The sequence below is a fragment of the Iamia sp. SCSIO 61187 genome (assembly GCF_019443745.1).
Lineage (GTDB): Bacteria > Actinomycetota > Acidimicrobiia > Acidimicrobiales > Iamiaceae > Iamia.
The window spans coordinates 57089-77252 of sequence record NZ_CP050949.1; the positions used below are offsets into that span (position 1 = coordinate 57089).

General features: G+C 69.3%; 19 protein-coding genes. 6 read left to right on the plus strand and 13 right to left on the minus strand.

Annotated elements, in window-relative coordinates; genetic code table 11:
* Nucleotides 1–1123 precede the first annotated feature (1123 nt).
* Both HC251_RS25080 and HC251_RS25085 read left to right on the plus strand, forming a co-directional pair.
* Entirely contained in the window at nucleotides 1124–2326 is a 1203-nt protein-coding gene (locus tag HC251_RS25080; protein WP_219945810.1) for an XRE family transcriptional regulator, read from the plus strand.
* Nucleotides 2323–2859, plus strand: a complete 537-nt coding sequence (locus tag HC251_RS25085; RefSeq protein ID WP_219942249.1) for a DUF4411 family protein — start codon at nucleotides 2323–2325, stop codon at nucleotides 2857–2859. The genes HC251_RS25080 and HC251_RS25085 overlap by 4 nt, the downstream gene beginning before the upstream one ends.
* Before the next feature lie 62 nt (nucleotides 2860–2921).
* Here HC251_RS25085 and xerC read toward each other — a convergent pair whose 3' ends face one another.
* Nucleotides 2922–4094 (minus strand): tyrosine recombinase XerC, encoded by a 1173-nt coding sequence (xerC, locus tag HC251_RS25090; RefSeq protein WP_219942248.1) that lies wholly within the window; start codon nucleotides 4092–4094, stop codon nucleotides 2922–2924.
* A gap of 573 nt (nucleotides 4095–4667) precedes the next feature.
* Here xerC and HC251_RS25095 point away from each other — a divergent pair.
* From HC251_RS25095 to HC251_RS25110, 4 genes are all read left to right on the plus strand, one after another.
* On the plus strand, nucleotides 4668–4886 hold the full coding sequence (locus HC251_RS25095) for a hypothetical protein (protein ID WP_219942247.1): 219 nt from the start codon (nucleotides 4668–4670) through the stop codon (nucleotides 4884–4886).
* A gap of 119 nt (nucleotides 4887–5005) precedes the next feature.
* Nucleotides 5006–5440, plus strand: coding sequence for a DUF2752 domain-containing protein (locus HC251_RS25100; protein ID WP_255566751.1), 435 nt, complete (start codon nucleotides 5006–5008; stop codon nucleotides 5438–5440).
* Nucleotides 5441–5556: 116 nt separating this feature from the next.
* A complete protein-coding gene (gene lspA, locus HC251_RS25105; RefSeq protein WP_219942245.1) occupies nucleotides 5557–6042 on the plus strand; it encodes a signal peptidase II in 486 nt (161 codons plus the stop codon).
* 152 nt (nucleotides 6043–6194) lie between these two features.
* A complete protein-coding gene (locus HC251_RS25110; protein ID WP_219942244.1) occupies nucleotides 6195–6686 on the plus strand; it encodes a TlpA disulfide reductase family protein in 492 nt (163 codons plus the stop codon).
* A 37-nt stretch (nucleotides 6687–6723) separates the two neighbouring features.
* Here the strand turns inward: HC251_RS25110 and HC251_RS25115 are convergent, their stop codons facing one another.
* The 12 genes from HC251_RS25115 to HC251_RS25895 all read right to left on the minus strand — a co-directional run bounded on the left by HC251_RS25115 (nucleotide 6724) and on the right by HC251_RS25895 (nucleotide 19934).
* The gene (locus tag HC251_RS25115) at nucleotides 6724–9063 is read right to left on the minus strand and encodes an FtsX-like permease family protein (protein ID WP_219942243.1); all 2340 of its coding nucleotides are present in this window, start codon (nucleotides 9061–9063) and stop codon (nucleotides 6724–6726) included.
* A 94-nt stretch (nucleotides 9064–9157) separates the two neighbouring features.
* A complete protein-coding gene (locus HC251_RS25120; protein WP_370651338.1) occupies nucleotides 9158–9778 on the minus strand; it encodes an ABC transporter ATP-binding protein in 621 nt (206 codons plus the stop codon).
* On the minus strand, nucleotides 9778–11175 hold the full coding sequence (gene lpdA, locus HC251_RS25125) for a dihydrolipoyl dehydrogenase (RefSeq protein WP_219942241.1): 1398 nt from the start codon (nucleotides 11173–11175) through the stop codon (nucleotides 9778–9780). The genes HC251_RS25120 and lpdA overlap by 1 nt, the downstream gene beginning before the upstream one ends.
* Before the next feature lie 55 nt (nucleotides 11176–11230).
* Entirely contained in the window at nucleotides 11231–11890 is a 660-nt protein-coding gene (locus tag HC251_RS25130) for an adenylate/guanylate cyclase domain-containing protein (protein WP_219942240.1), read from the minus strand.
* Nucleotides 11887–13839 carry a cation-translocating P-type ATPase gene (locus HC251_RS25135; protein WP_255566489.1) on the minus strand — a complete coding sequence of 651 codons (1953 nt, stop codon included), beginning with the start codon at nucleotides 13837–13839 and terminating at the stop codon, nucleotides 11887–11889. Before HC251_RS25135 ends, HC251_RS25130 begins: the two co-directional genes overlap by 4 nt.
* Nucleotides 13836–14183, minus strand: coding sequence for a helix-turn-helix transcriptional regulator (locus HC251_RS25140; RefSeq protein WP_219942239.1), 348 nt, complete (start codon nucleotides 14181–14183; stop codon nucleotides 13836–13838). The genes HC251_RS25135 and HC251_RS25140 overlap by 4 nt, the downstream gene beginning before the upstream one ends.
* A 90-nt stretch (nucleotides 14184–14273) precedes the next feature.
* The gene (locus HC251_RS25145; protein WP_219942238.1) at nucleotides 14274–15224 is read right to left on the minus strand and encodes a hypothetical protein; all 951 of its coding nucleotides are present in this window, start codon (nucleotides 15222–15224) and stop codon (nucleotides 14274–14276) included.
* Between the two features lie 41 nt (nucleotides 15225–15265).
* Nucleotides 15266–15661, minus strand: a complete 396-nt coding sequence (locus tag HC251_RS25150; protein ID WP_219942237.1) for a hypothetical protein — start codon at nucleotides 15659–15661, stop codon at nucleotides 15266–15268.
* Nucleotides 15640–16368, minus strand: coding sequence for a cytochrome c biogenesis CcdA family protein (locus tag HC251_RS25155; RefSeq protein WP_219942236.1), 729 nt, complete (start codon nucleotides 16366–16368; stop codon nucleotides 15640–15642). Before HC251_RS25155 ends, HC251_RS25150 begins: the two co-directional genes overlap by 22 nt.
* 46 nt (nucleotides 16369–16414) lie before the next feature.
* Nucleotides 16415–16939 (minus strand): TlpA disulfide reductase family protein, encoded by a 525-nt coding sequence (locus HC251_RS25160; RefSeq protein WP_219942235.1) that lies wholly within the window; start codon nucleotides 16937–16939, stop codon nucleotides 16415–16417.
* 68 nt (nucleotides 16940–17007) lie between these two features.
* The gene (locus tag HC251_RS25165) at nucleotides 17008–19047 is read right to left on the minus strand and encodes a heme lyase CcmF/NrfE family subunit (RefSeq protein ID WP_219942234.1); all 2040 of its coding nucleotides are present in this window, start codon (nucleotides 19045–19047) and stop codon (nucleotides 17008–17010) included.
* Between the two features lie 215 nt (nucleotides 19048–19262).
* Nucleotides 19263–19934 (minus strand): TlpA disulfide reductase family protein, encoded by a 672-nt coding sequence (locus tag HC251_RS25895; RefSeq protein WP_219942233.1) that lies wholly within the window; start codon nucleotides 19932–19934, stop codon nucleotides 19263–19265.
* Nucleotides 19935–20164: the final 230 nt, after the last annotated feature.

A 20164-nucleotide genomic window follows, 5' to 3' on the forward strand; every position in this document is an offset into this window, starting at 1 on the left:
GCCGCTGTCGCGGGCTGGGAGGAGGCCATGGCCGTTGCCCCCGCCGACTACTTCGACTCCACGATCGAGATGCTTCCGCAGGCCCCGCATCGGGGGCGGTGCCGGATCTGTGGCCGCGACGCTGATTTGACCCGAGAGCACATCCCCCCACAGGCCGTGGGGAACAAGGGACAGTACCGGTCCTTCACCTTCGACGACTGGCTGAACAGGGCCGAAGGCGGGTTGGACCTCGTCGGAGGTGACTCTGGGCAGGGGGGCGTATGGGGCTACACGTTGTGCAAGCCCTGCAACGAGTTGACCGGGCAGCGATACGGCACCGAGTACAAGGCCTGGGCGGCTCGGGCCGCCCAGCTGCTCGGAGAGCTCCCGTCGCCGATCGAGCAGGACCGCAACCCGGAACCCTTCGGCATCGAGTTCAGGCTCGGCGGTGCCGACGATGGAGGAGTCGCGCCGGGGGACTTCATCCGCCAGGTCCTCTCCATGATGTGCAGCCTCAGCGGAGGATGGGATCTGGCCGGTCGCCACCCGGAGATCCGCGACATGATCCTCGAGCGGGCCTGCGTCGACCTACCGGGACGCATGGCGATCCATCTCGCACTCTGCTGGGGACCCCGAACCAGGATGGTGGGCCCTCAGCTCAAGGTCGACACCGAGACTGGGCGCTGGGCGTGGGTCATGGAGTTGTCCTTTGCGCCTCTCAGCCTGCTGATGGTGCTGGACGCCAATCACGAGGTGACATCGCTCGGGGTGGACATCTCGCCCTTCACACTGGTGCCGCCGAAGGCGAGGAAGGCGTTCGAGACCGAGGGCGCAGTCGTCGTCGGCTTTACCTGGTCCGTCTACCCCTGGGACTTCCGGTCGTCGGCAGCGCTGGGTTACGAGACACCCGCCCCAGGGTCGGGCCGCAGCGAAGGCGTCGAGGAAACGGTTGAGCGTCCCCGCGTGCCTGTCGAAGCGGGCCGGTTCCTGCTAGAGATCGAAGCTCGGGACCTTGGGAGGCTCGGGCGGGGCGGTCTTGCGGGCGTCGGGTTGTCGACGGGCAGCTGTGGCGAGCCGGTTCGAGCAGTGCGTCTGAGTGAAGGTGTCCAGGCTGCATCGATCTGGGCGCACGGATGCTCGCGGGATGGGCGAGACTGTCGAAGTGCCGACCCAGACTGCGCCGATCAACCCGTCGGTTCTCCAGTGGGCGATCGACGAGGCCGGCGAGTCGATCACGGGACTCGCCGAGCGGCTCAAGGTGCCGACCGAGCGGGTCGAGTCGTGGGTCTCTGGCGACGCTCGCCCCTCCGTGCCTCAGTTGCGACGGATCGCGAAGATCCTGAAGCGCCCCTCTGCTCTCTTCTATCTGGCTGAGCCTCCGGCTCGGGCCGCTCTCCCTACCCGGCTTCGTCACGCTCCCGGCGGGCGAGATCTCACCCCGACAGAGATCGGGGAGATCCGCTGGGCCCGGCGCCTGCAGGAGGCGGCCAGCTGGCTCATCGACCACAACCCGGACGAGCAGCCTGAACCCCTTCCCGCCGCTCAGATGGAGGTCTCGCCGGAGGCTGCCGCTGCCGTGGTACGAGATTTCGTCGGCGTCTCGGTTGAGGAGCAACTCGCTTGGCCGGATCCGGGCACGGCGTACCGCGAGTGGCGTCGAGCTCTGACCGAAAGAGGCGTTCTGGTCTTCCAGTTTGAGCTCGGGCGGGGCGGCCTCAGGGGGTTCTCGACCTTCGACACGCGCGCCCCGATGCTTGCGGTGAATTCGGCCTACAGGCCCGAAGTTCGCATCTATTCGATGATGCATGAACTGGGTCACCTCGTTCTCGGGGAGGAGTCCGCTTGCGTCTCGTTCGTCAACCCGCGGATGCCTAACGCGCCGGCGGTCGAGCGGTGGTGCGAGAGGTTCGCTGCCGCCTTTCTGCTGCCCGCGGAGGCGTTCAAGTCAATGGCGGCAGCCCTCGGGTTGGGCCTCGACACCGACGAGCGGGACGCGTTTTCCTTGATTTCCCGAATCGCTCGCCGTTTCAAGGTCAGCCTGCGGGCCGCCGCCATCCGTGCGGAGGAGACGGGCGTTCGGCCACGCCTATTTGGGGTTGTCGAACAACTGGCGGGGCCCACGCTTGATCTGCCGCCCGAGCCCACCAAGAAGGCTGGCGGCGGCGTGCCTGCAGCCGAGAAGCGGGTGCGGTTCTTCGGGCGTCGCGTGCCCGATCTGTTCATAAGTGGCGTCGATCAGGGTCTCATCACGCAGCGAGAGGCAGGAGGGTACCTACATCTAGCGCCCGCGGGCTTCACCGATCTCGAGCACATGATTCGATCGGGTAGCGACAAGGTGGCCAGGTGAAGGTGCACGTTCTGGACTCCAGCACCATCGTCAATCTGAAGTCCGAGATCCCGGTCGGCAAGCAGTGGGAGTTCTTCAAGCGCCTTGAGGCCAAGGTGGACGCCGGCGAGGTTGCAATAGCCAAGTCGGTGATCCGGGAGGTGTCGGATGTTCAGCATCCGGACATGCCCGGGGCGTGGGCGAGGGGGATGCAGGACCGTATGCAGCATCCACTGGAGCCGGATCCGGCGTCGGTTGCGGCCGTGATGGCGAAGGCACCAGAGGTGGTCGATCAGTCTTCGGACCGAGAAGAGGCGGACCCTGAGGTCATTGGACTGGCTCTGGACATGATCGCCGCTGGTCACGATGTGGTCGTCGTGACTGACGACGCGGTGGACCGGATGCCCATCAAGATCGCGATGACCACGGCGTGCGGTAGGTGCGGTGTGCAGTGCATGAGCACCACCGAGTTCCTCGATCTAATGGCTGCGCCCGAGGATGGCTTAGACGACCCACGGGACAACGAGGGACTCGAAGACGACGCCGGACTCTGACCCTGCCGAGCGAGCCTCAGGGCGGACGTCGTCAAGTACCGGGACTTTGGCAACCAAGGGCGTCACCAAACTTCGGTGGCGGCGGTGGCGGTGGCGGCGAGGTCGCCTCGGACGCTGACGTAGCGGCTGAGGGTGAAGGCGGTGTTGGCGTGGCCGAGCATTGCGCTCACCGCCGGTGCCTCGAGGCCGACGTCGTAGAGCATCCAGCAGGCGGCGACGTGGCGCATGTCGTGGGGGTGCCAGATCGCCGACATCGGTCCCTGCATGGGCCAGCCCGCGGCCTTCGCTGCCCGAGCCCAGAAGCGCTGGACCGTCCGGCGGTTGGCGAAGCCGCCGTCGGTGCCGATGAAGAGGAGGGCGTCGGATGGGCGCTCAGCGCACCAGGCGGCGAGGTCGTCGCAGAGGCTGGCCGGGAAGATCGTCTGCCGGCGCTGCCGATTCTTGGTGGTTTTGATGGCGAAGCCCTTCCGGGACTGCTCGACGGCCCGGACGACGGCGATGCTCCGCTTCGGCGAGAAGGTCAGGTCGCACGGGCGGAGGGCGATGAGCTCACCCCAGCGGAGGCCGCTGCGGTGCTTGAGCCTCATGGCCAGTGCCCAGTCCGGATGACCCTGCTCGGCGAGCGCCGCGAAGAGGGCGGCGCACTGCTCGTCGGTCGGCAGGTCGTCGCGTGGGATGAAGCCGGTTGCCTCGCCCTGGTGCTCGGGCTTCGGCGTGTACTGCACCTTCCACATCGGGTCTGCCTCACGGGGGAGCCACCGGTTCTTGAAGGCGAAGGTGACGAGCGCACGCATCGCGGCACCGAGGTTCTGCACCGTCGCCGGCGCCAGCGAGGCGCGAGCCTGGTCGAGCACCTGATCGGAGTCGGCGGGGGTCCAGGCCCGCAGCGGATGGTCATCGAGCACAGGGCGGACCCAGCAGCGGAGAAGGTACTCCTGACGCTCGGCGTACCGGGTCGACCGGGACCCGAGACTGGCGAGGTAGCGGTCGATCAGCTGCCCGACAGTGGTCGGGGCGTTGCCCCTCCCGGGGAGGGTGACCGACGAGGCGAGTGACGTCTCGATCTCGCGGGCGCGTTGGCGGGCCTCGGCCTCGGTCGAGAAGCGGAGGAAGATCCGCTTGCCGTTGGGGTCCTTGGCGATTACCCGGTAGGTGGGCCTGGACTCGGACGGTGCGTAGACGCGGGTCCCGTACTCGAACGAGGCGATCGGCTTGCTGTAGATCCGGCGCGGCATGAGGCTTCCTCTCCGCGGGCACTAGGCCCTGATGGGGTGAGGAAGCTCTCGTGCGTCGGCTCGCCGACGCCCTGCGGGCTTCGAGCAGGAATGTGTCCCGATTGTGTCCCTCAGCGGCCTGGGGGTCAACGGCCCGTGCTTCGGCAGGCGGGCTGACCAGGGAGTTTGTCGCCGCGGCATGGCGCGGATTCCGCTCAGATCACCACCCTCTCAAGGTGGCGGCACGGGTTCGAATCCCGTTGGGGGTGCTCAGCACCAAGCCCCTGGAAGGAGGCAGAAACGCCCTCCGACCAGGGGCTTTGTCGTTTCCGGGCTCCGCCGCCGCCGTCCATCCCGTGTCGGTCCGTTGCGTCCCGATCGGTCCCGTGGCGAGCCGTTTGTGCCCGATTTGTGCCCGTCTGACGGACTCGGCCGAAGAAATCTCGATGGACCGTGGATCGCAGCAGCAGGTCGCGCGATCGTGGGAACGCATGTACCCAAGTGACGGAGCCCGTTCGGCTGGCGAGGACCCCACGATCGACTACATCGTCCTGGCCTACGCCGGGCTTGGACGGCGTCTCCCGAGCCCAGCTGATGGGCCAGGCGTTCCGCGATCTCTCCCTCGAAGAGAAGGAGCTGGCGATGCGCCGTCTGGGTCAGGCCGGCTTGCTGGAGTGGGACGGCGAACGGGTCTGGCGCACACCTGCCGGCCACCGGGCCATCGAGCGCGTGGCTGCCCTGGGGCAGAGCCGCGGCTGGAGCGGCTATGGCGGTTGGGTGAGCCAGGTCCTGTACGACCGCACAACGCCGTAGGGGCCACGGCTCACGAACTCCCGGTTCGAGCGCAGTGCCGAGAGCCTTGCGAGAACCTCGTTCCGTCGCATGCCGTAGGTTGCGTTCGATCACGGAAGGAGCAAGGGACGATGATCGAGATGACAGCGGCAGCGGCAGGCCGTCCCCGGGTCGCCCTCGCTTCTGCGGATCGCGCCAGGTGGCTGCTTGTCCTTGGTGCTGCGGCTGTCCTCGGCGCCATCGGACTTCGAGTCGGTGGTCTGCCGAAGTTCGACCCAGGTGGACCGCTCCACAGCGCCGGCATCCCTTGTCCGTTCTGTGGCGGCACGCGAGGGACCCTCGCGTTGGCCAACGGTGATGTCGGGGTGGCGTGGTCGTGGAACCCGGTGGTGCCGCTGCTCGCCATCCTGGTTGTGGCGGTGATCGTTCGCGCCGTCGTGGGTCGGCTGACGGGTCGATGGGTGGAGGTCTTCGTCCCGCGGAAGTTCGTGCTGGGTGCTGCGATGGTCGGGTTGGTCGCTCTGCAGGTGAACCAGTCGCTTCAAGCGGAGCGGCTTCTCGGCGCCAGCGCGTAGGCGTGCCGACTTCTCATAACGGATCGGCGATAATACAATCCCTCGCCGATGCAACTAACTGCCCGCAAGCTCTGGCATGCCCGCGCTGAGCGGCCCTCGATCTGCGAGTGCGAAGCGTGAGTGCGCGCCGGCGCCTGGTCGTCGCCGCGGGGGCCGCCCTCGTGGTCGATGCGGCCTCGAAGATGTGGGCTGCTGCCGCGCTGGCTGTGCCGGTTGAGATCGGGGGATCGCTCTCGCTCCAGCTGTCGCGAAACCCGGGGGTCGCGTTCGGCCTCGGTCAGTCGGCACCGACCGGTCTGCTCCTCGTGCTCACCGGGGCGCTCTGCGTCGGCCTGGCCCGGGCTGGTTGGACGGGTCGCCTGCAGCCACCGCTTGCAGTTGGGCTTGTGCTCGGAGGGGCGGTCGGCAACCTGCTCGATCGGATGGTGGGTGGCTCGGTTGTCGACATGGTGCATCTGACGTGGTGGCCGACCTTCAACCTTGCTGACGTCGCGATATGCACAGGAGCGGCGCTCATCGTGTTCGACGGTGCTCGCCAAGAGCTGCGGGGACGCGGCACCGAACCGATCGGCGTGTCCCAGGCCGAGACCTCGGAGCGGTGAGCCGGCGCAGGTCGCTGGCGGGAGTCAGGGGAGCGGGAACAGCAGGCGGGACCGATGTGAGCGGGCATAGGCGAACCCGCCGAAAGGCGGAGGCGGATTCGACGAGTCGAGAGTGGCGACGGAGTCGCCCGTGGATCGGGCTCGGGTTTGCCGTGGTGGCGGTCGTCGCGGGGAACTCTGCATGGACTCCGCGGCCGGCCGAACTTCGCGCTGGCGAAGGCAAGCAGGCACCGAACTTCGACCTGCCCGATCTGGAGGACCCAAAGGCGACGGTGGGTCTCGACGGTCGGGGTGGTCGCCCGGCGGTGGTCAACTTCTGGGCTTCGTGGTGCCTGCCGTGTCGATGGGAGATGCCGGCGCTGCAAGCGGCGTATGACGAGTTCGGTGACCGGGTGGCCTTCATCGGGGTCAATCACCAGGACAACCGGGACGATGCGCTCGGGTTCGTCGCCGAGGCCGGCGTCGCCTATCCGTCGGGCATGGACCCCGACCGCGGCACTGCACGCGACTACGGGCTCTTCGGCATGCCGTCCACGGTGTTCGTCGCCCGCGACGGGACCATCGCGGGGACTCGCACGGGTGAGCTGACGGCGGCCGAGCTCGCCCGGGCGATCCGCGAGCTGCTGGACGACGACGGCACCTAGACCCGCTCGACCACTGCCTTGATCGGCTCGGAAGGGGTCATCCGAGGGTCTTGGTGGCGGACGCCAGGTCCAGGCGTGCCACGCGACGTAGGGGGAGCAGTAGGGCAAGGAGGGCGATGGCCAGGACCCCCGCCGCGGCGATGACGTAGCTCGCAGGTGTGGCCCGCACCTCGAGGGTGAAGAGGTCGGCGGCTATGGCGTCGCCGAGGCGAGCGGCCACCCACGTTCCTGCGAGCAGGCCTGGGAGGAGGGCGAGGGCCCACAGCACCAGGACCTCGAGGGCGAGGAGGCGGGCGATCAGTGCGGGCCGGGCGCCGACGGATCGCATGGTGGCGTATTCGCGTTCGCGTTCGAGGACGTTGATGGTCATGGCGTTGAAGAGGACGGCGAAGGCCATGGCGCCGGAGAACGCGAGCATCACGGCGATGAGGGCGTCGAACACCGAAAGCAGCGACCGCAGGTCGGATCGTTGCTCGTCGCGGACCGCGACGGCGGTGACGCCGGGGACGTCGTAGAGAGCCGAGCGGATCGTGGCCTGGTCGCCCTCGACCCGGAGGTGCATGCCGTTGGCGACGGTCGCGCCGGCCACCTCGGCTGCGGTGGTGAGCCCGACGTAGGCCCGGGACGGGATGGGCTCGTCGGATGTGGCACTGACCCTGAGGCGGACGGGGCCGGTTGGCGTGGCCGCGGTGAGCGAGTCGCCAACGTCGATGCCGAGATCGTCTGCGAGCCCGTCGGTGAGCACGATCTGGCCGGGCGCAAGCGCTCTGGCCATCGTCGTGCCATCGAGGCGGAGTCGGCGGAGGTCCTGTCCAGGATCGAGGGCGGTGAGCAGCACGTCTTGGGCGCGGGCACGCGCTTCGAGACGCGCAGGAGCCTGAAGGAAGGGACTGGCCTCGGTGACACCGGGAGTGTCGGTGATCGGTGCGCGTGCGGCGGGGTCTCGTGGTTCGTCGAAGGTGACGGCGATGTCCCACTGCTCGAGGTCATCGAACGTGCGGGTGATGAAGAGATCCACTGCGTCGCGCAGGGCGAGGACCATGAGCAGCAGGAGCATGGCGGCAGCGATGCCGCTGGCGGTGCCGATGGCGCGGCCTCGGGCCCTGGTGGCGGTGCGGAGGGGCAGGCGGGCGTTGAGCGGCAGGGGCAGGAGGCGTTCGATTCGGCTTCGCCTCCCCGGGTGGTCGAGGCCGACGGGGTCGATGCGGGTGGCGAGGGCGGGGGCGAGTCGGGCGGACCGGCGGGCGGGGTGCCAGGTCGCGACGGCGATGGCGACGAGCGAGACTCCGACCGCCAGTGCGGCGAGTGCGGGGTGGAAGGCGGAGGTGGTGTAGGGAACGCCGATCTCGGCGGTGTAGGCGCGGGTGACGACGCCGCTTAGGAGGCTTCCTGCGACGACACCCACGATCGAGCCGATGGTGCCGATCACGAGGGCGTGGGTGAGGTAGTGGGTCAGGACGGTACGGTCGGTGTAGCCGAGCGCTTTCATGATGCCGATGAGCGGTCGTTGGCTGCGGACGACGCGGCCCATCATCACGGCCATGGCGATCACGCCGGCGGCAAGGATGATGGTGGGCATGGCGATGGCGATGGCGCGGAAGCTCCCTAGGTCCTGCTCCAGGGCGGCGTAGCTGGCCTGGTCGGAGCGAGGGGTGGCCTCGATCACCGAGGCCCGCCCGCGCAGGTCGGCCTCCACGGCGGCCGTCGAGGAGTTGTCGCCGTCCAGGCGTACGACGATGTCGTTGACCTGGCCGCGATTGTCGGTCAGCTCCTGGAGCTGGGTCCGGTCGATGAAAATGACGGCGAAGCTGCTGGGGGCGGGGAGGAGCTCGTAGCGGTCGGGGGTGACCTGCAAGTACTCGGGTGTCGCCACCGTCGCCGCAACGCGCAACGGGACCTCCTCGCCGTCGAGGAGCGCAGTCACCGTGTCGCCCGGTGCGATGCCACGGCGTTCGGCGAAGGTCCGTTCGAGGAGCACTCCGTCGGTGTCAGACGGCCGCTGCCCGTCGATGACAGCCACGTCGTTCACTGCGGCCGGCCCGGTGACGCTGGTCCCGATGAGCCGGGCCCGGACGCGATCCCGCCCGACCTGCAGGCCGCTGTCGATCACCAGGCGGGCCTCGACGTCCTGCACATCGGGTCGCGTCGCGACGTCCTCGACGAGGGATTGGTCCGTCGGCTCGATGCGGTACCAGGCGTCGGCGAGGCGGAGGCGTTCATAGGTGGTGGCTTCGGAGGAGGCCAGGTCCTGGTAGGCGCCGATGGCGGCGATGAACACGGTCACCCCGAGAGCGATCACCGACGCCAGGGCGATGGTCTGGGCGCGGTTGGCGCGCAGCTCCCGGAGCGTCTTGCGGGCGAGAAGCCGCCGGGTCACCAGTCCAGCTCGCTTGGCGGGGTCGGGTTCGGGTTGCGCTCGTCGTACTCGATGCGTCCGTCGCGCAGCCGCAGGACCCGGTCGGCCATAGGAGCTATGGCGCCGTGTGGGTGACGAGCAGGACCGTGGTGTTCTCCCGCCGGGCCGTGTCGTTGAGAACGTCGAGGACCTGGCGGCCGGTGTCGACGTCGAGGTTGCCGGTCGGCTCGTCGCACAGGAGCACTGCGGGCCGGTTGGCCAGAGCGCGGGCGATGGCGACTCGTTGCTGCTGGCCACCGGACAGCTGTGACGGGAAGTGATCAGCACGGTCCCCGAGCCCCACCCGCTCGAGCAGCTCCCGAGCTCGCCGGGCTGCACCCGCGTGGTCGCGGTCGACGAGGGCGAGGGCGAACTCGACGTTCTCCGCGGCGGTCAGGGATGGGATGAGGTTGAAGAACTGGAACACGAACCCGACCGTGCGCGCCCGGTAGTCCGCCAGACGCCGCGCATCGTGGTCCGCCGTCGCCTCGCCAGCGACGGCGACCGCACCCGAGGAGGGGGAGTCCAGGCCGCCGATCAGGTTGAGGAGAGTTGTCTTGCCCGAACCCGAAGGTCCGAGCAGGACCACCACCTGGCCCGCGTCGACATCGAGGTCGAGGCCACGCAGGGCCTGGACCGTCACCTCGCCCATGCGGTACTCGCGGGTGACGTCCCGCAGTTCGATCAGCGGCGCCATCAGCCGTGGAGCGGTCGCCCGGCGGCGGCCATGTGCGCTTCGCCGATGGCCTCCACGAGGGTCGGGTGCGGGTGGATGAACTGGGCCACCTCGGTGGGGAGCGCCTCCCAGCTGTAGATGAGCTGGGCCTCTCCGATGATGTCGGTCGCACGCGGGCCCACGATGTGGACGCCAAGCACCGGCCCACCCTCGGCGCCGACGAGCACCTTCACGTGCCCGCTGGCCTTGGTCATCATCGCCCGGGCGTTGTGGCTGAAGGGGTGCAGCTGACTCTGGAAGGGGATGCCGCGCTCGGTGAGTTGTTGCTCGGTGAGGCCGACCGAGGCGACCTCGGGGTGGCAGTAGTAGACGCGTGGTGTGCCGGCGTAGTCGATGGGCACCACGGACCGGCCTGCGATGCGCTCGGCGACGAGGAACCCCTCCTGGAACGAGGAGTGGGCCAAGCCGAGGCGGCCGATCACGTCGCCTATGGCGTAGACCCCTGCGGCTTCGGTCTCGCACCACTCATTGACACCGACGTAGCCACGGTCCAGCGTTACACCGGCCTCGCTGAAGCCCATCCCGTCGCTGACAGGCGCGCGGCCGATGGCAACGAGGACGATGTCGCCTTCGAGAGCCGTGCCGTCGCCCAACCGGACCCGCACGGCGTCGCTGGACCGGTCTGCGCCCACGACGCTCACCCCGGTGCGCACGTCGATGCCCTGCTTGCTCAGGGCCGAAGCAAGGGCCTTGCTCGTGTCGACGTCCTCGCGTGGCACGACGGCCGGCAGTGCCTCGATGACCGTGACGGATCGGGCGCCGAACGTTTTCCAGATCGTCGCGAACTCCACGCCGACGGCGCTGGCACCGATGATGATCGGCCGTTCGGGGACCCGCTCGAGGAACAGGGCGTGGTCGCTGGTGATCACGCGGTGCCCGTCGACGTCGAGGCCCTCGACCGGCAGTGCTCGTGGTGCCGAGCCGGTGGCGAGCACCAGACCGCGAGTTGCAGCCACCCGTCGGAGGCCGTCGGCGGTGTCGACGTCGAGGGTGGTCGCGTTGGTCATCCGGGCTGTGCCGGCGATGACCTCGACGCCGCGGCGGCGAAGCGTCGACTGGAGGCCCTTGTGGTTGGTGTCGACGATGCGCTGCTTGTAGCGCTGAACTGCTACCGGGTCGACGCCGTGGAAGGTCGCGCGCACGCCGTAGTGGGCGGCGTCGGCTGCGTGTTCGGCGACCTCTGCCGCCTGGAGCAGTGCCTTTGCTGGGATGCAGCCGCGGTGGAGGCACGTTCCGCCGACCTTGTCCCGTTCGACCACGGCGGTGCGCAGCCCGAGGTCGGCTGCTCGCAGGGCGCACGAGTAGCCGCCGGTGCCACCGCCCAACACGACGACATCGAAGGTCTCCGCCGCTGTCATCGGGCTGCGGCCCTCGTCGAAGTGCTGGCGGGGCAGGGCGGCGGGCGGTGGCGGGTCACGTGGACGCTCCGGTGATGTAGCGGTCGGGGTCGGTGGCGAAGGCGGCGACGCATCCGAGCGAGCAGAACCGGTGCTCGATGCCTGCGTGCTTCACTCGGGCGATGGTCGCCTGGCAGGAGAGGCGCATGCGACACACCGGGTCGACGGCGACATCGACTTGGGTGGCGCAGAGCTCGACGGCGTACAGCTCGACGGGGTCGAGGATGTTGCGGAGCTGCTGGGAGCCCAGCGGGACGACGTCGATGTCGGCCTCGGCCGCCGCTCCCAAGATGGGCTCCGTGATGAGCGCCTGGCCGCTGGCGGCCCGGCTGGCGACCCGGGCGGCGAGGTTCACGGTGGCACCGAAGTAGTCGCCATCTCGTTCGATCACAGGGCCGTGGTGGAGCCCGGCGCGCGGTTCCGGGAAGCCGTCGAGCCCGTAGGCCACCTGGAAGAGGAGTCGCACCGCCTCGAACCCAGCGGCCGGTGTCGGGGCGGCGATCATGACGGCATCGCCAATGGTCTTCACCAGCTGCGCCTCGGCCTTGCGGCAGGCTTCGACGGCTGCGTCGGTGAGGGCGTCGATGAGATCGATCGCGGCGCCGTCGCCGTGGACCTCGGTCAGGGCGGTGAACCCCGCGAGGTCGATGAAGGCGACGGTCCGCTCGGTGGTCATCGCGGTGCGGCGCCGGCGCGGGCCATGCGCAGGCCCGAGATGATGACGACCAGCTCGGACAGCTCGTGGCCGGCCACGGCGATCGGGAGGTTGAGCACCCCGAGGAGGGCGCCGGGCACGAGCACGACGAGGACGGCGAACGACAGCGCCAGGTTCTGGCGCACGACCTTCCGGGTCCGCCGGGCGAGATAGAGCGCGTCGGCGAGCTTGGACAGGTCGTCGGACATGAGCGCGACGTCGGCGGTCTCGAGCGCGGCGTCGCTGCCGGCCGAACCCATGGCCACGCCGACGGTGGCGGCGGCGAGGGCGGGCGCATCGTTGATCCCGTCGCCGGCCATGACCACGCCGCCGTAGCGCTCCTGCAGATCACGGATGGCGGCCGCCTTGTCCTCGGGGCGCTGCTCGGCGAGCGTCTCATCCACGCCCGCTCGCTGGGCGATGGCCTCGGCCGTCCGGCGGTTGTCGCCGGTGATCATGACCGTGCGCTCGATGCCGGCGACCTTGAGCGCAGAGACCGTCCCTGCAGCCTGGTCCCGGATGGTGTCGGCCAGGCCGAACGCAGCCTGTGGGACGTCGTCGACGACCAGGACGACCGCCGTCGCACCAGAAGACTCCAGCTCGGCGATGCGGTCCCCGAAGGCGGCCAGCGACAACCCGCGCTCGCCCATCAGCTTGGGGGAGCCCACGAGGATGCGGCGCCCCTGGTGGCGACCTTCGATGCCGGCACCGACGAGCGCGGTGATGTCGGTGACCTCCGCGGCGGCGACCTTGCGCTCCACCGCGCCCTCGACGACGGCCTTGGCGAGCGGATGCTCGCTGGCGCGCTCCACGCCCGCCGCGAGCGCCAAGGCCCCGAGGTCGTCGATGCCCTCGGCAGCGAGGATCTCGACGAGCTCGGGGCGCCCGTGGGTGAGTGTGCCCGTCTTGTCGAAGGCGGCGACCTGGACGGTGGCCAGGTCTTCCAGGACGACGCCGCCCTTAACCAAGATGCCGCGGCGACCGGCGTTGCCGATGGCGGCGACGTAGGTGACCGGGATCGAGATGACGAGGGCACAGGGAGCGGCGGCCACGATCACCGTTGCAGCCCGCTCCAGCCAGGTGTGCCAGTCGCCGATGAGGCCCCCGATGACGGCGACAGCGACGCCGACGGCCAGGACCGCAGGTGAGTAGCGGCTGGTGAATCGCTCCATGAACCGCTGCGCTCGGCCCTTCTCCTCCTGGGCCTCGGTGACCAGGTGGACGATCTTGGCCAGCGTGTTGTTCTCGTGGGTCGCTGTCGCCTCGACGGTGAGAACACCGGAGCCGTTGAGCGTCCCGGCGAACACCTTCTGCCCTGCGGTCTTCTCCACGGGGATCGACTCGCCGGTCACCGCCGACTCGTCCAGCGCGGAAGCACCCTCGATGATGGTTCCATCGGTGGCGAGCCCCTCGCCCGGGCGGACGAGGAACCGGTCGCCCACGACGACGTCCTTCGCCGGTGTCTCGATCTGCTGGCCGTCGCGCAGCAAGGTGACGGTCTTCGGAGCCAGGTCCATGAGTGCGCGGATCGCACCTTCGGTACGGGACTCGGTGAACTCCTCGAGCGCCTCGGAGATCGAGTAGAGGAAGACCAACATCGCCGCCTCGCCCCACTCGCCCAGGGCGCCAGCGGCGAGCGCGCCCACCGTCATCAGCAGCTCGATGCCGATCTTGCGCTCGCGCACCAGCTCCTCGAGCGCTTCGAGGGCGAAGAACCGCGCCCCTGCCACCGTGGCGGCGACGTAGACACCGGAGGCCACGGCGTCGGGCCCGTCGAACGCCGAGATGAGGAAGCCGACCAGGAGCAGCAACCCGGACAGGGCCGACCAACGCACCTCGGGGCTCTCCCAGATCCGCTCGGCGCCTTCGTCGTCCTCGTCGTGAGCTCCGCTGTCGTCGACCAAGAGCCCCCGCTCCGCCTCGGCGCTCACGACACGCCCTCCTCGAAGTTCGGGCACAGGGCGATCTGGTGCCCGGTCGCCTCCAACAACGACTCTGCCGATCGCAGCACGTCGAACAGCTCGGGGGTGGCGAGTGCGTAGAACACCGCCCGCCCCTGAGGGCGATCGGTAACGAGCCCACAGTCCTTCAAGCAGGCCAGGTGGCCGGAGATGTTGGGCTGCGAGGTCCCGATCTCGCCCACGAGGTCGACGACCCTCCGCTCCCCACCCGCCAGGGTCCGCAGGATGGCAAGCCGGGTCGGGTCACCGAGCCCCCGGAACAGTTTGGCGCCCAGGGCGAGGTCGGTGTTCTCCCCATCACGAATGATCGACATGCACCGATCTTATAGCCATTGACCGATGCGTCAATGGTGAACCTGCTGGATCCAGCACCCGGCCCCGGATGCTCGCCGCCCGGGCCGACGTCAGGCCGCCAACGTGTCCTCGATCGCCCGTTCTAGGACGTCCTCGTTGGCGAAGTTGTCGAACCGGTGCGTTATGACGCCCATGGCGTCAACGACGAAGGTCCAGGGCTCGTTGCCCTCGCCGTCTTCTTGCTGGATCCACTCCGCAGCGGCGGGGTTGAGGTCTTGGCCCTCGTAGTCGGCCCAGACCTCCAGGTGCACGAACTCCATCCGATCCGCGTACCGCTCCGACAGGTCGCCAACGGTGTCGGTGATGGGGCCGCAGAACAGGCTGGTGCAGTAGGTGGGCGTCGACACCACGACCACGAACGGACGACCCGCAGCGAGTGCGTCGGCAACCGAGATCTCGTGCAGCTCGGGATCGGGGATGGGTTCGTCGTCTCTAGCGCGGGAGTCGATCGCTGCCGGAGGGACGGCGTCGTCGCCGGCGAGGGGGTTCTCGGTTCTCGGCGCAGGGGTTCCGACCGCCGACACCTTGTGATCCTCCAGCACCTCGAACACTGCCGTCACCGTGACCGGCTCTTCCTCGAGGGACAGCTGTGTGGACACGTTCCAGTAGCCAGCGTCGGGGAAGCTGAGGGGCTCGGTGGCGTAGACGCCCCGTGCGGTCGATGGTGACACTGCCTTCGGCCCCGGTGTGGCGGGATCGATCTGCTTGCCCGAGACGGCCTGGAACGACGCCGACGCCGACTGCCCAGGCCGAGGCTCTGACAGCGGGTCGTCTCTGGGCCCCACGAACTCGAAGGCGAGATCGATCGTCCCGTAGGCGATGGATTCTTGGCCGGCACCGATGAGCCCGAGCAGGAAAGGCTGAGGGCTGTCAGCGGCGAGATCGAAGTTCGCCGGAAGCGCAGCCGGAGCGGAACCACCGTCTGCCTGACCCGAGTCGCGAGAGCCTCCGCCTCCGTCGGAACATCCCAGAAGGGTCGCTGCGAGGGCGAGGGCGACCACGAGGAAGGCTGCTCTTGGGAGTCTCATGAACCTCTCATGACCTAGCACCCGGCCGGGCGCTCGTCGTCAACCACCTCGGCTGCTTCGGCCGCGGCGACCGCGAGCCTCTCCAGGCGATCGGCGAAGTCCGGCCCAGGCTCCTCGAGCACCGCCTCCACACGCTGCTTCGCCTCTAGCAACCGAGCCTCGGCGCGCCGGTCGACCCTGCCTGTCTCCGCCGCCAGCTCGTGGAGGCGTCCGTGAGCGTTGTTGACGAAGGTCCGGCGAGCCCCGTCTGCGTCGCCCCCAGCGGCCGCGGCTCGAGCCTCGCACACGGCGGCGACCACCTCCTCCCCTTCCTGCTCCGCCGGGGCCGGACTGCTGCAACCAAACATCGCGACCGTGAGTGCAGTGGCGACGACCTTCGTCGCAGGCCTCATATCGGTGGCCAGCCCCACTGGGCGAACCATCGCTGCATGGGCCGGAAGAGTGCCTGCCAACGGCCGGTGATGAACATCACTCCGACGACGACGAGGAGGGTTCCTCCGGCGATCTCGATGCGACGGCTGTGGCGGCGTAGCCAGTCCATCGAGCTGCTGGCACGGTTGAACCCCAGGGCGAGGAGCACGAACGGGATGCCGAGCCCGGCTGAGTACAGGGCGAGCAGGATGCCGCCCCACCAGGCGCTGCCTGCGACCGAGGCCGTCGCCAAGATGGTGGCGAGGACGGGCCCGATGCACGGCGCCCATCCCGCGGCGAAGGCCATGCCCATCGGGAAGGCCCACGCCGGGCCGCGCGGCACTCTGGCCAGGTCGACCCGCTTCTCGCGTTGGAGGACCGGGAGCCTCAACAGTCCCATGGTCGAAAGGCCGAGCAGGATGATCACCACTCCGAACCAGCGCACCACAGTGTCCTGGTTGCGCAGCAGGGCCGAGCCGACCACCGTGGCGCCGACGCCCAACGCGGTGAAGACCGCGGTGAACCCGGCGACGAACAGCAACGCCGCTCGCAACGTCATCCGTCGGGACGATCGCTGACCCAGCTCGGACACCGGAAGCGCCGAGACATAGGACAGGTACCCCGGGATCAGGGGAAGGCAGCACGGCGAGCTGAACGACACCAACCCAGCGACGACGGCCACGAGGGGGAGCGTGACGGTCTCCATCACCCGCACCAGTCCAGGCAGATGGGCTCGACGGTGGACGTCCCGGTCACGGACCGACCAGCCTGCTGAGGCCCTGGGCGGTGACGCCACCAATCAGCTTGTAGCGCACCGTGCCGGAGGGGTCGACGACGAAGGACTCGGGGACTCCGCGGACGCCCCAGTCGGCGATGACCTGCGACGGTGCCAGGACGACTGGCCAGTCGCCGCCGTTGCGATCAAAGAACCGGCGCACGGAGGCCTCATCATCGTCGAACACGACGCTGATCACGTTGGCCTGTCCGGCCTCGCGCTGGGCCTGCTGGAAAGCCACAAGCTCAGAGTGCTCCTCGATGCAGGGCACGCACCAGGTGGCGAAGAAGTTCACGACGAGCCAGCGGCCGTCGTAGGTCGCCGAGTCGAACTCTCGGCCCTCGATGGTCGTGCCCTGGATGCGTGGCGCCGACCGACCCAGCAGGGGGCTGTCGACCTGGCGGTCGGACGCCGGATCGCGCGTGGCCAGGAGGACGATGAGCAGGACCATCAGAACGCCGAGAGCGCCGGCGACCACCACCGGAACCGGCAGCCCGAGCACCCGCCAGCGTCGGGCCGGGGCCTCGTCGTCCTCCCCCGGGTCAAGGGCTGGGTCGGCGTGGACATCGGTCATGTCGTCACCACCGGCTCGCGCTGCTCGTCGGGTTCGTCGGTGCCGGCGGCGCCGGTGCCGCCGAGGACTGGGTCGGTGTCGTCGTCGTGGGGCCGGCGGTCCCAGCGGCTCGGTGCGGAGGTGGGCTCGGTGCCCCGGCGGCGGCGCCCAGGGAAGGCGGACAGGATCGTGCCGAGGACCATCACCGCGCCGCCGGCCCACAGCCAGCCGACGAGGGGCTGGACGATGACCCGCAGGAGGATCGTGCCGTCGGCCTCACGGGGCGCCTGGAGGAGGGCGACGTAGACGGTGTCGCCGATGCCGTAGCGCACCGCCGGCTTGCCGATCTCCTGGCTGGCGTTCGGAAATCGTTGGAGCCGGGGCTCGAGCGTCCGACCGTCGACGCGGACCTCGGTGGCCCGGACGAGGCGGGTCGGGTCGGAGTCGCGCTCCTCGTAGCCGACGTAGGTGATCTCGTGGCCGTGGATCGTGCGGGTGTCGCCCGGGGCCATGCGGGCCTCGGCCTGCTCGGCGAACGACCCCGAGGCGGCCAGCCCGATGGCGATCATCACCACACCGAAGTGGACGATCATGCCGCCGTTGGTGCGGCCCACGAGGCCGCGCCAGCCGTTGCGCCGGGTGGCCAGGATGACCTGGCGGAGGGCAGCGGCGCCGGCGAAGGCGCCCAGGCCGAATGCGACCAGGGGGACGATGCCCCGGGTGCCGGCGGCGACGCATGCGACGACCACGCCGACGCCGAACCAGGCCGGCCAGAGAAGGCGCTGCGACAGGGTCTCGGTCGAGGCCTTGCGCCATGGCAGGGCCGGGGCGACCGCCATAAGGAACAGCAGCATCAGGCCGATGGGGCCGGCCATGCGGTTGAAGTAGGGCACGCCGACCGACACCCGCCGGTCATCGACGGCCTCGGCGATGAGGGGGAACACGGTGCCGAACAGCACGACGAAGGCGAACCCGGTGAACAGGAGGTTGTTGGCGAGGAAGGAGGCCTCGCGAGACAGGGGTGAGTCGATGCGTCCCGGGGCGCGGAGCTGCTCGCCGCGCCAGCCGATGAGTCCGAGCGTGACGACCACGACAAGGCCGAAGAAGCCGAGGAAGAGGGGGCCGATGGTCGACTCGCTGAAGGCGTGGACGGAGTCGAGGACGCCGGAGCGGGTGAGGAAGGTGCCCAGGATGGTGAGGGCGAAGGTGGCGCAGAGCAGGGATAGGTTCCAGACCCGGAGCATCCCGCGCCGCTCCTGGACCATCACCGAGTGCAGGTAGGCGGTGCCGGTGAGCCAGGGCAGCAACGAGGCGTTCTCGACCGGGTCCCACGCCCAGTACCCGCCCCAGCCGAGCACCTCGTAGCTCCACCACGCACCGAGCACGATGCCGACGGTGAGGAAACCCCAGGCGAACAGGAACCAGCGACGGGTCTCGACCAGCCAGCCCTCACCCACCCGGCCGGTGGCCAGGGCGCCGATGGCGAAGGCGAACGGAACGGTGACCCCCACGTAGCCCAGGTAGAGCATCGGCGGGTGAAAGGCCATCAGCAGGTGGTCCTGCAGCAGCGGGTTGGGCCCGGGACCCTCGGTGGGCGGGTTGGCCACGGTGCCGAAGGGGTCGGCCGGACCCACCATCAGCCCGAAGAAGAAGGCAGTGACGACGAACAGGGCCAGCATGGCCCACGCCACCACCGGATCGTCGAGCCGGGTCCGGAACTTCCAGGCCACCGCCACCAGGTAGCCAGCGAGGACGAGCCCCCAGAGCAGGATCGAGCCTTCCAGCGCAGCCCACATCGTCGCGATCGTGAACGGCAACGACGTCGATCGGCTGCCGTTCTGCGCGACGAAATCGACGGAGAAGTCGCGTGTGATGAGTGCCCGTTGCAGCGCCGCGACGGCCAGCAGAGCCCCAAGCATGACCAAGCCCACGAAGGCGGGGATCTGCTTGAGGAGGGCGGGCCGACCCTTCGTCTGGGCGACGACGACGGTGAGGATGCCGCCGAGCGAGGCGACGAGGGCGAGGGCGACACCCGCGGTGCCGAGAGCCGAGTTCACCCTCGGAACCGATACGTCGAGTTGTCGGCCTGGCGCAGCTCGGTGGGTCGCAGCGCTTCGCCAGTCCGGCCGTCACCGTCCTCGAGAGCGGATAGGGGTGCGCACCGAGGATGCGGCGTGAGTTCTGGCGCACCTAGCATCGGTGGGCGACGATAACATCGGCACTCGACATCAGACGCCTCGGAACCAGCGAGCCGATGCGTCGCCAGCGGCGCTCACCCGCACTCCTCGAGCGACTGGTTGAGCAGCGACTGGTTGATCTTCTCGCACAGCCTCTCGGCCGAGATCTCGCGTCGCGAGACGTCGACGATGGTGCCGTCGGCGTCGATGAGGAACGTCGTCGGGAACGTGGTGACCTCGAGGGCGCGACCGAGGGCACCGTCCACGTCCTGCGCCAGGTCGTAGGTCACGCCCGTCCGGGCGACCATGCGGGTTGCGGCCTCCACGGAGTCGTTGACGTTCACACCCAAGAAGGCAACCTGGTCGCCGACCGACTGGAACACGCGCTCCAGATCGGGCATCTCCTCGACACAGGGAACGCACCACGAACCCCAGAAGTTCACGACCAACGGCTGACCGCGATAGTCCGTCAGGCGGACCTCCTCGTCCGAACCCAGCCGGGGGAGGGCCAGGTCGGGCGCATCCTCAGCGAGCGTGAGCTCTCCCGGTCCGGGTTCCCCTTCGTCCCCGTCGTCGTCCGTGAGGCGGCTGGCGACGAAGCCCGCGACCAGCGCTGCGACCAGCGCGATGACGGCGCACGTCGCCAAGGTTCTTCCATCCAATGTGCGACGAGGAGGCGTCGCCCTCGGATGGTCGGTCGCGTCGTCACGAGCCTCGTCGTTGGGAGCGTCGTCCTCGGGGTCGGGGCTGTCGTCGCCATCGGCCATCGCGGGACGCTACGGCGCCGTTCCCCGACAGAGCCACGCGGACGGCTGCACGGGCCGCTCCGGGGCGTCGATGGTGACGCTCCCTCGACGCCGGTCACCTGGCACCCGTGCCGGGCCCGGCCGCCAGCAGAGGATGTCTCGGCGGAGGACGACGACGGGCCTATGTCGCCGTCCATCGAAGCTGCCGGAGGACCGCCGGCCGCGCCTGCGCCGGGCTCCAACCGTGGCTT

Coding starts and splice junctions, on each gene's coding strand:
- HC251_RS25140 (WP_219942239.1), bottom strand. CDS start 14,183: ATGTCGATCATTCGTGATGGGGAGAACACCGACCTCGCCCTGGGCGCC.
- xerC (WP_219942248.1), bottom strand. CDS start 4,094: ATGCCGCGCCGGATCTACAGCAAGCCGATCGCCTCGTTCGAGTACGGG.
- HC251_RS25155 (WP_219942236.1), bottom strand. CDS start 16,368: ATGGAGACCGTCACGCTCCCCCTCGTGGCCGTCGTCGCTGGGTTGGTG.
- HC251_RS25080 (WP_219945810.1), top strand. CDS start 1,124: ATGGGCGAGACTGTCGAAGTGCCGACCCAGACTGCGCCGATCAACCCG.
- HC251_RS25895 (WP_219942233.1), bottom strand. CDS start 19,934: ATGGCCGATGGCGACGACAGCCCCGACCCCGAGGACGACGCTCCCAAC.
- HC251_RS25095 (WP_219942247.1), top strand. CDS start 4,668: ATGGGCCAGGCGTTCCGCGATCTCTCCCTCGAAGAGAAGGAGCTGGCG.
- HC251_RS25130 (WP_219942240.1), bottom strand. CDS start 11,890: ATGACCACCGAGCGGACCGTCGCCTTCATCGACCTCGCGGGGTTCACC.
- HC251_RS25100 (WP_255566751.1), top strand. CDS start 5,006: ATGACAGCGGCAGCGGCAGGCCGTCCCCGGGTCGCCCTCGCTTCTGCG.
- lpdA (WP_219942241.1), bottom strand. CDS start 11,175: ATGACAGCGGCGGAGACCTTCGATGTCGTCGTGTTGGGCGGTGGCACC.
- HC251_RS25120 (WP_370651338.1), bottom strand. CDS start 9,778: ATGGCGCCGCTGATCGAACTGCGGGACGTCACCCGCGAGTACCGCATG.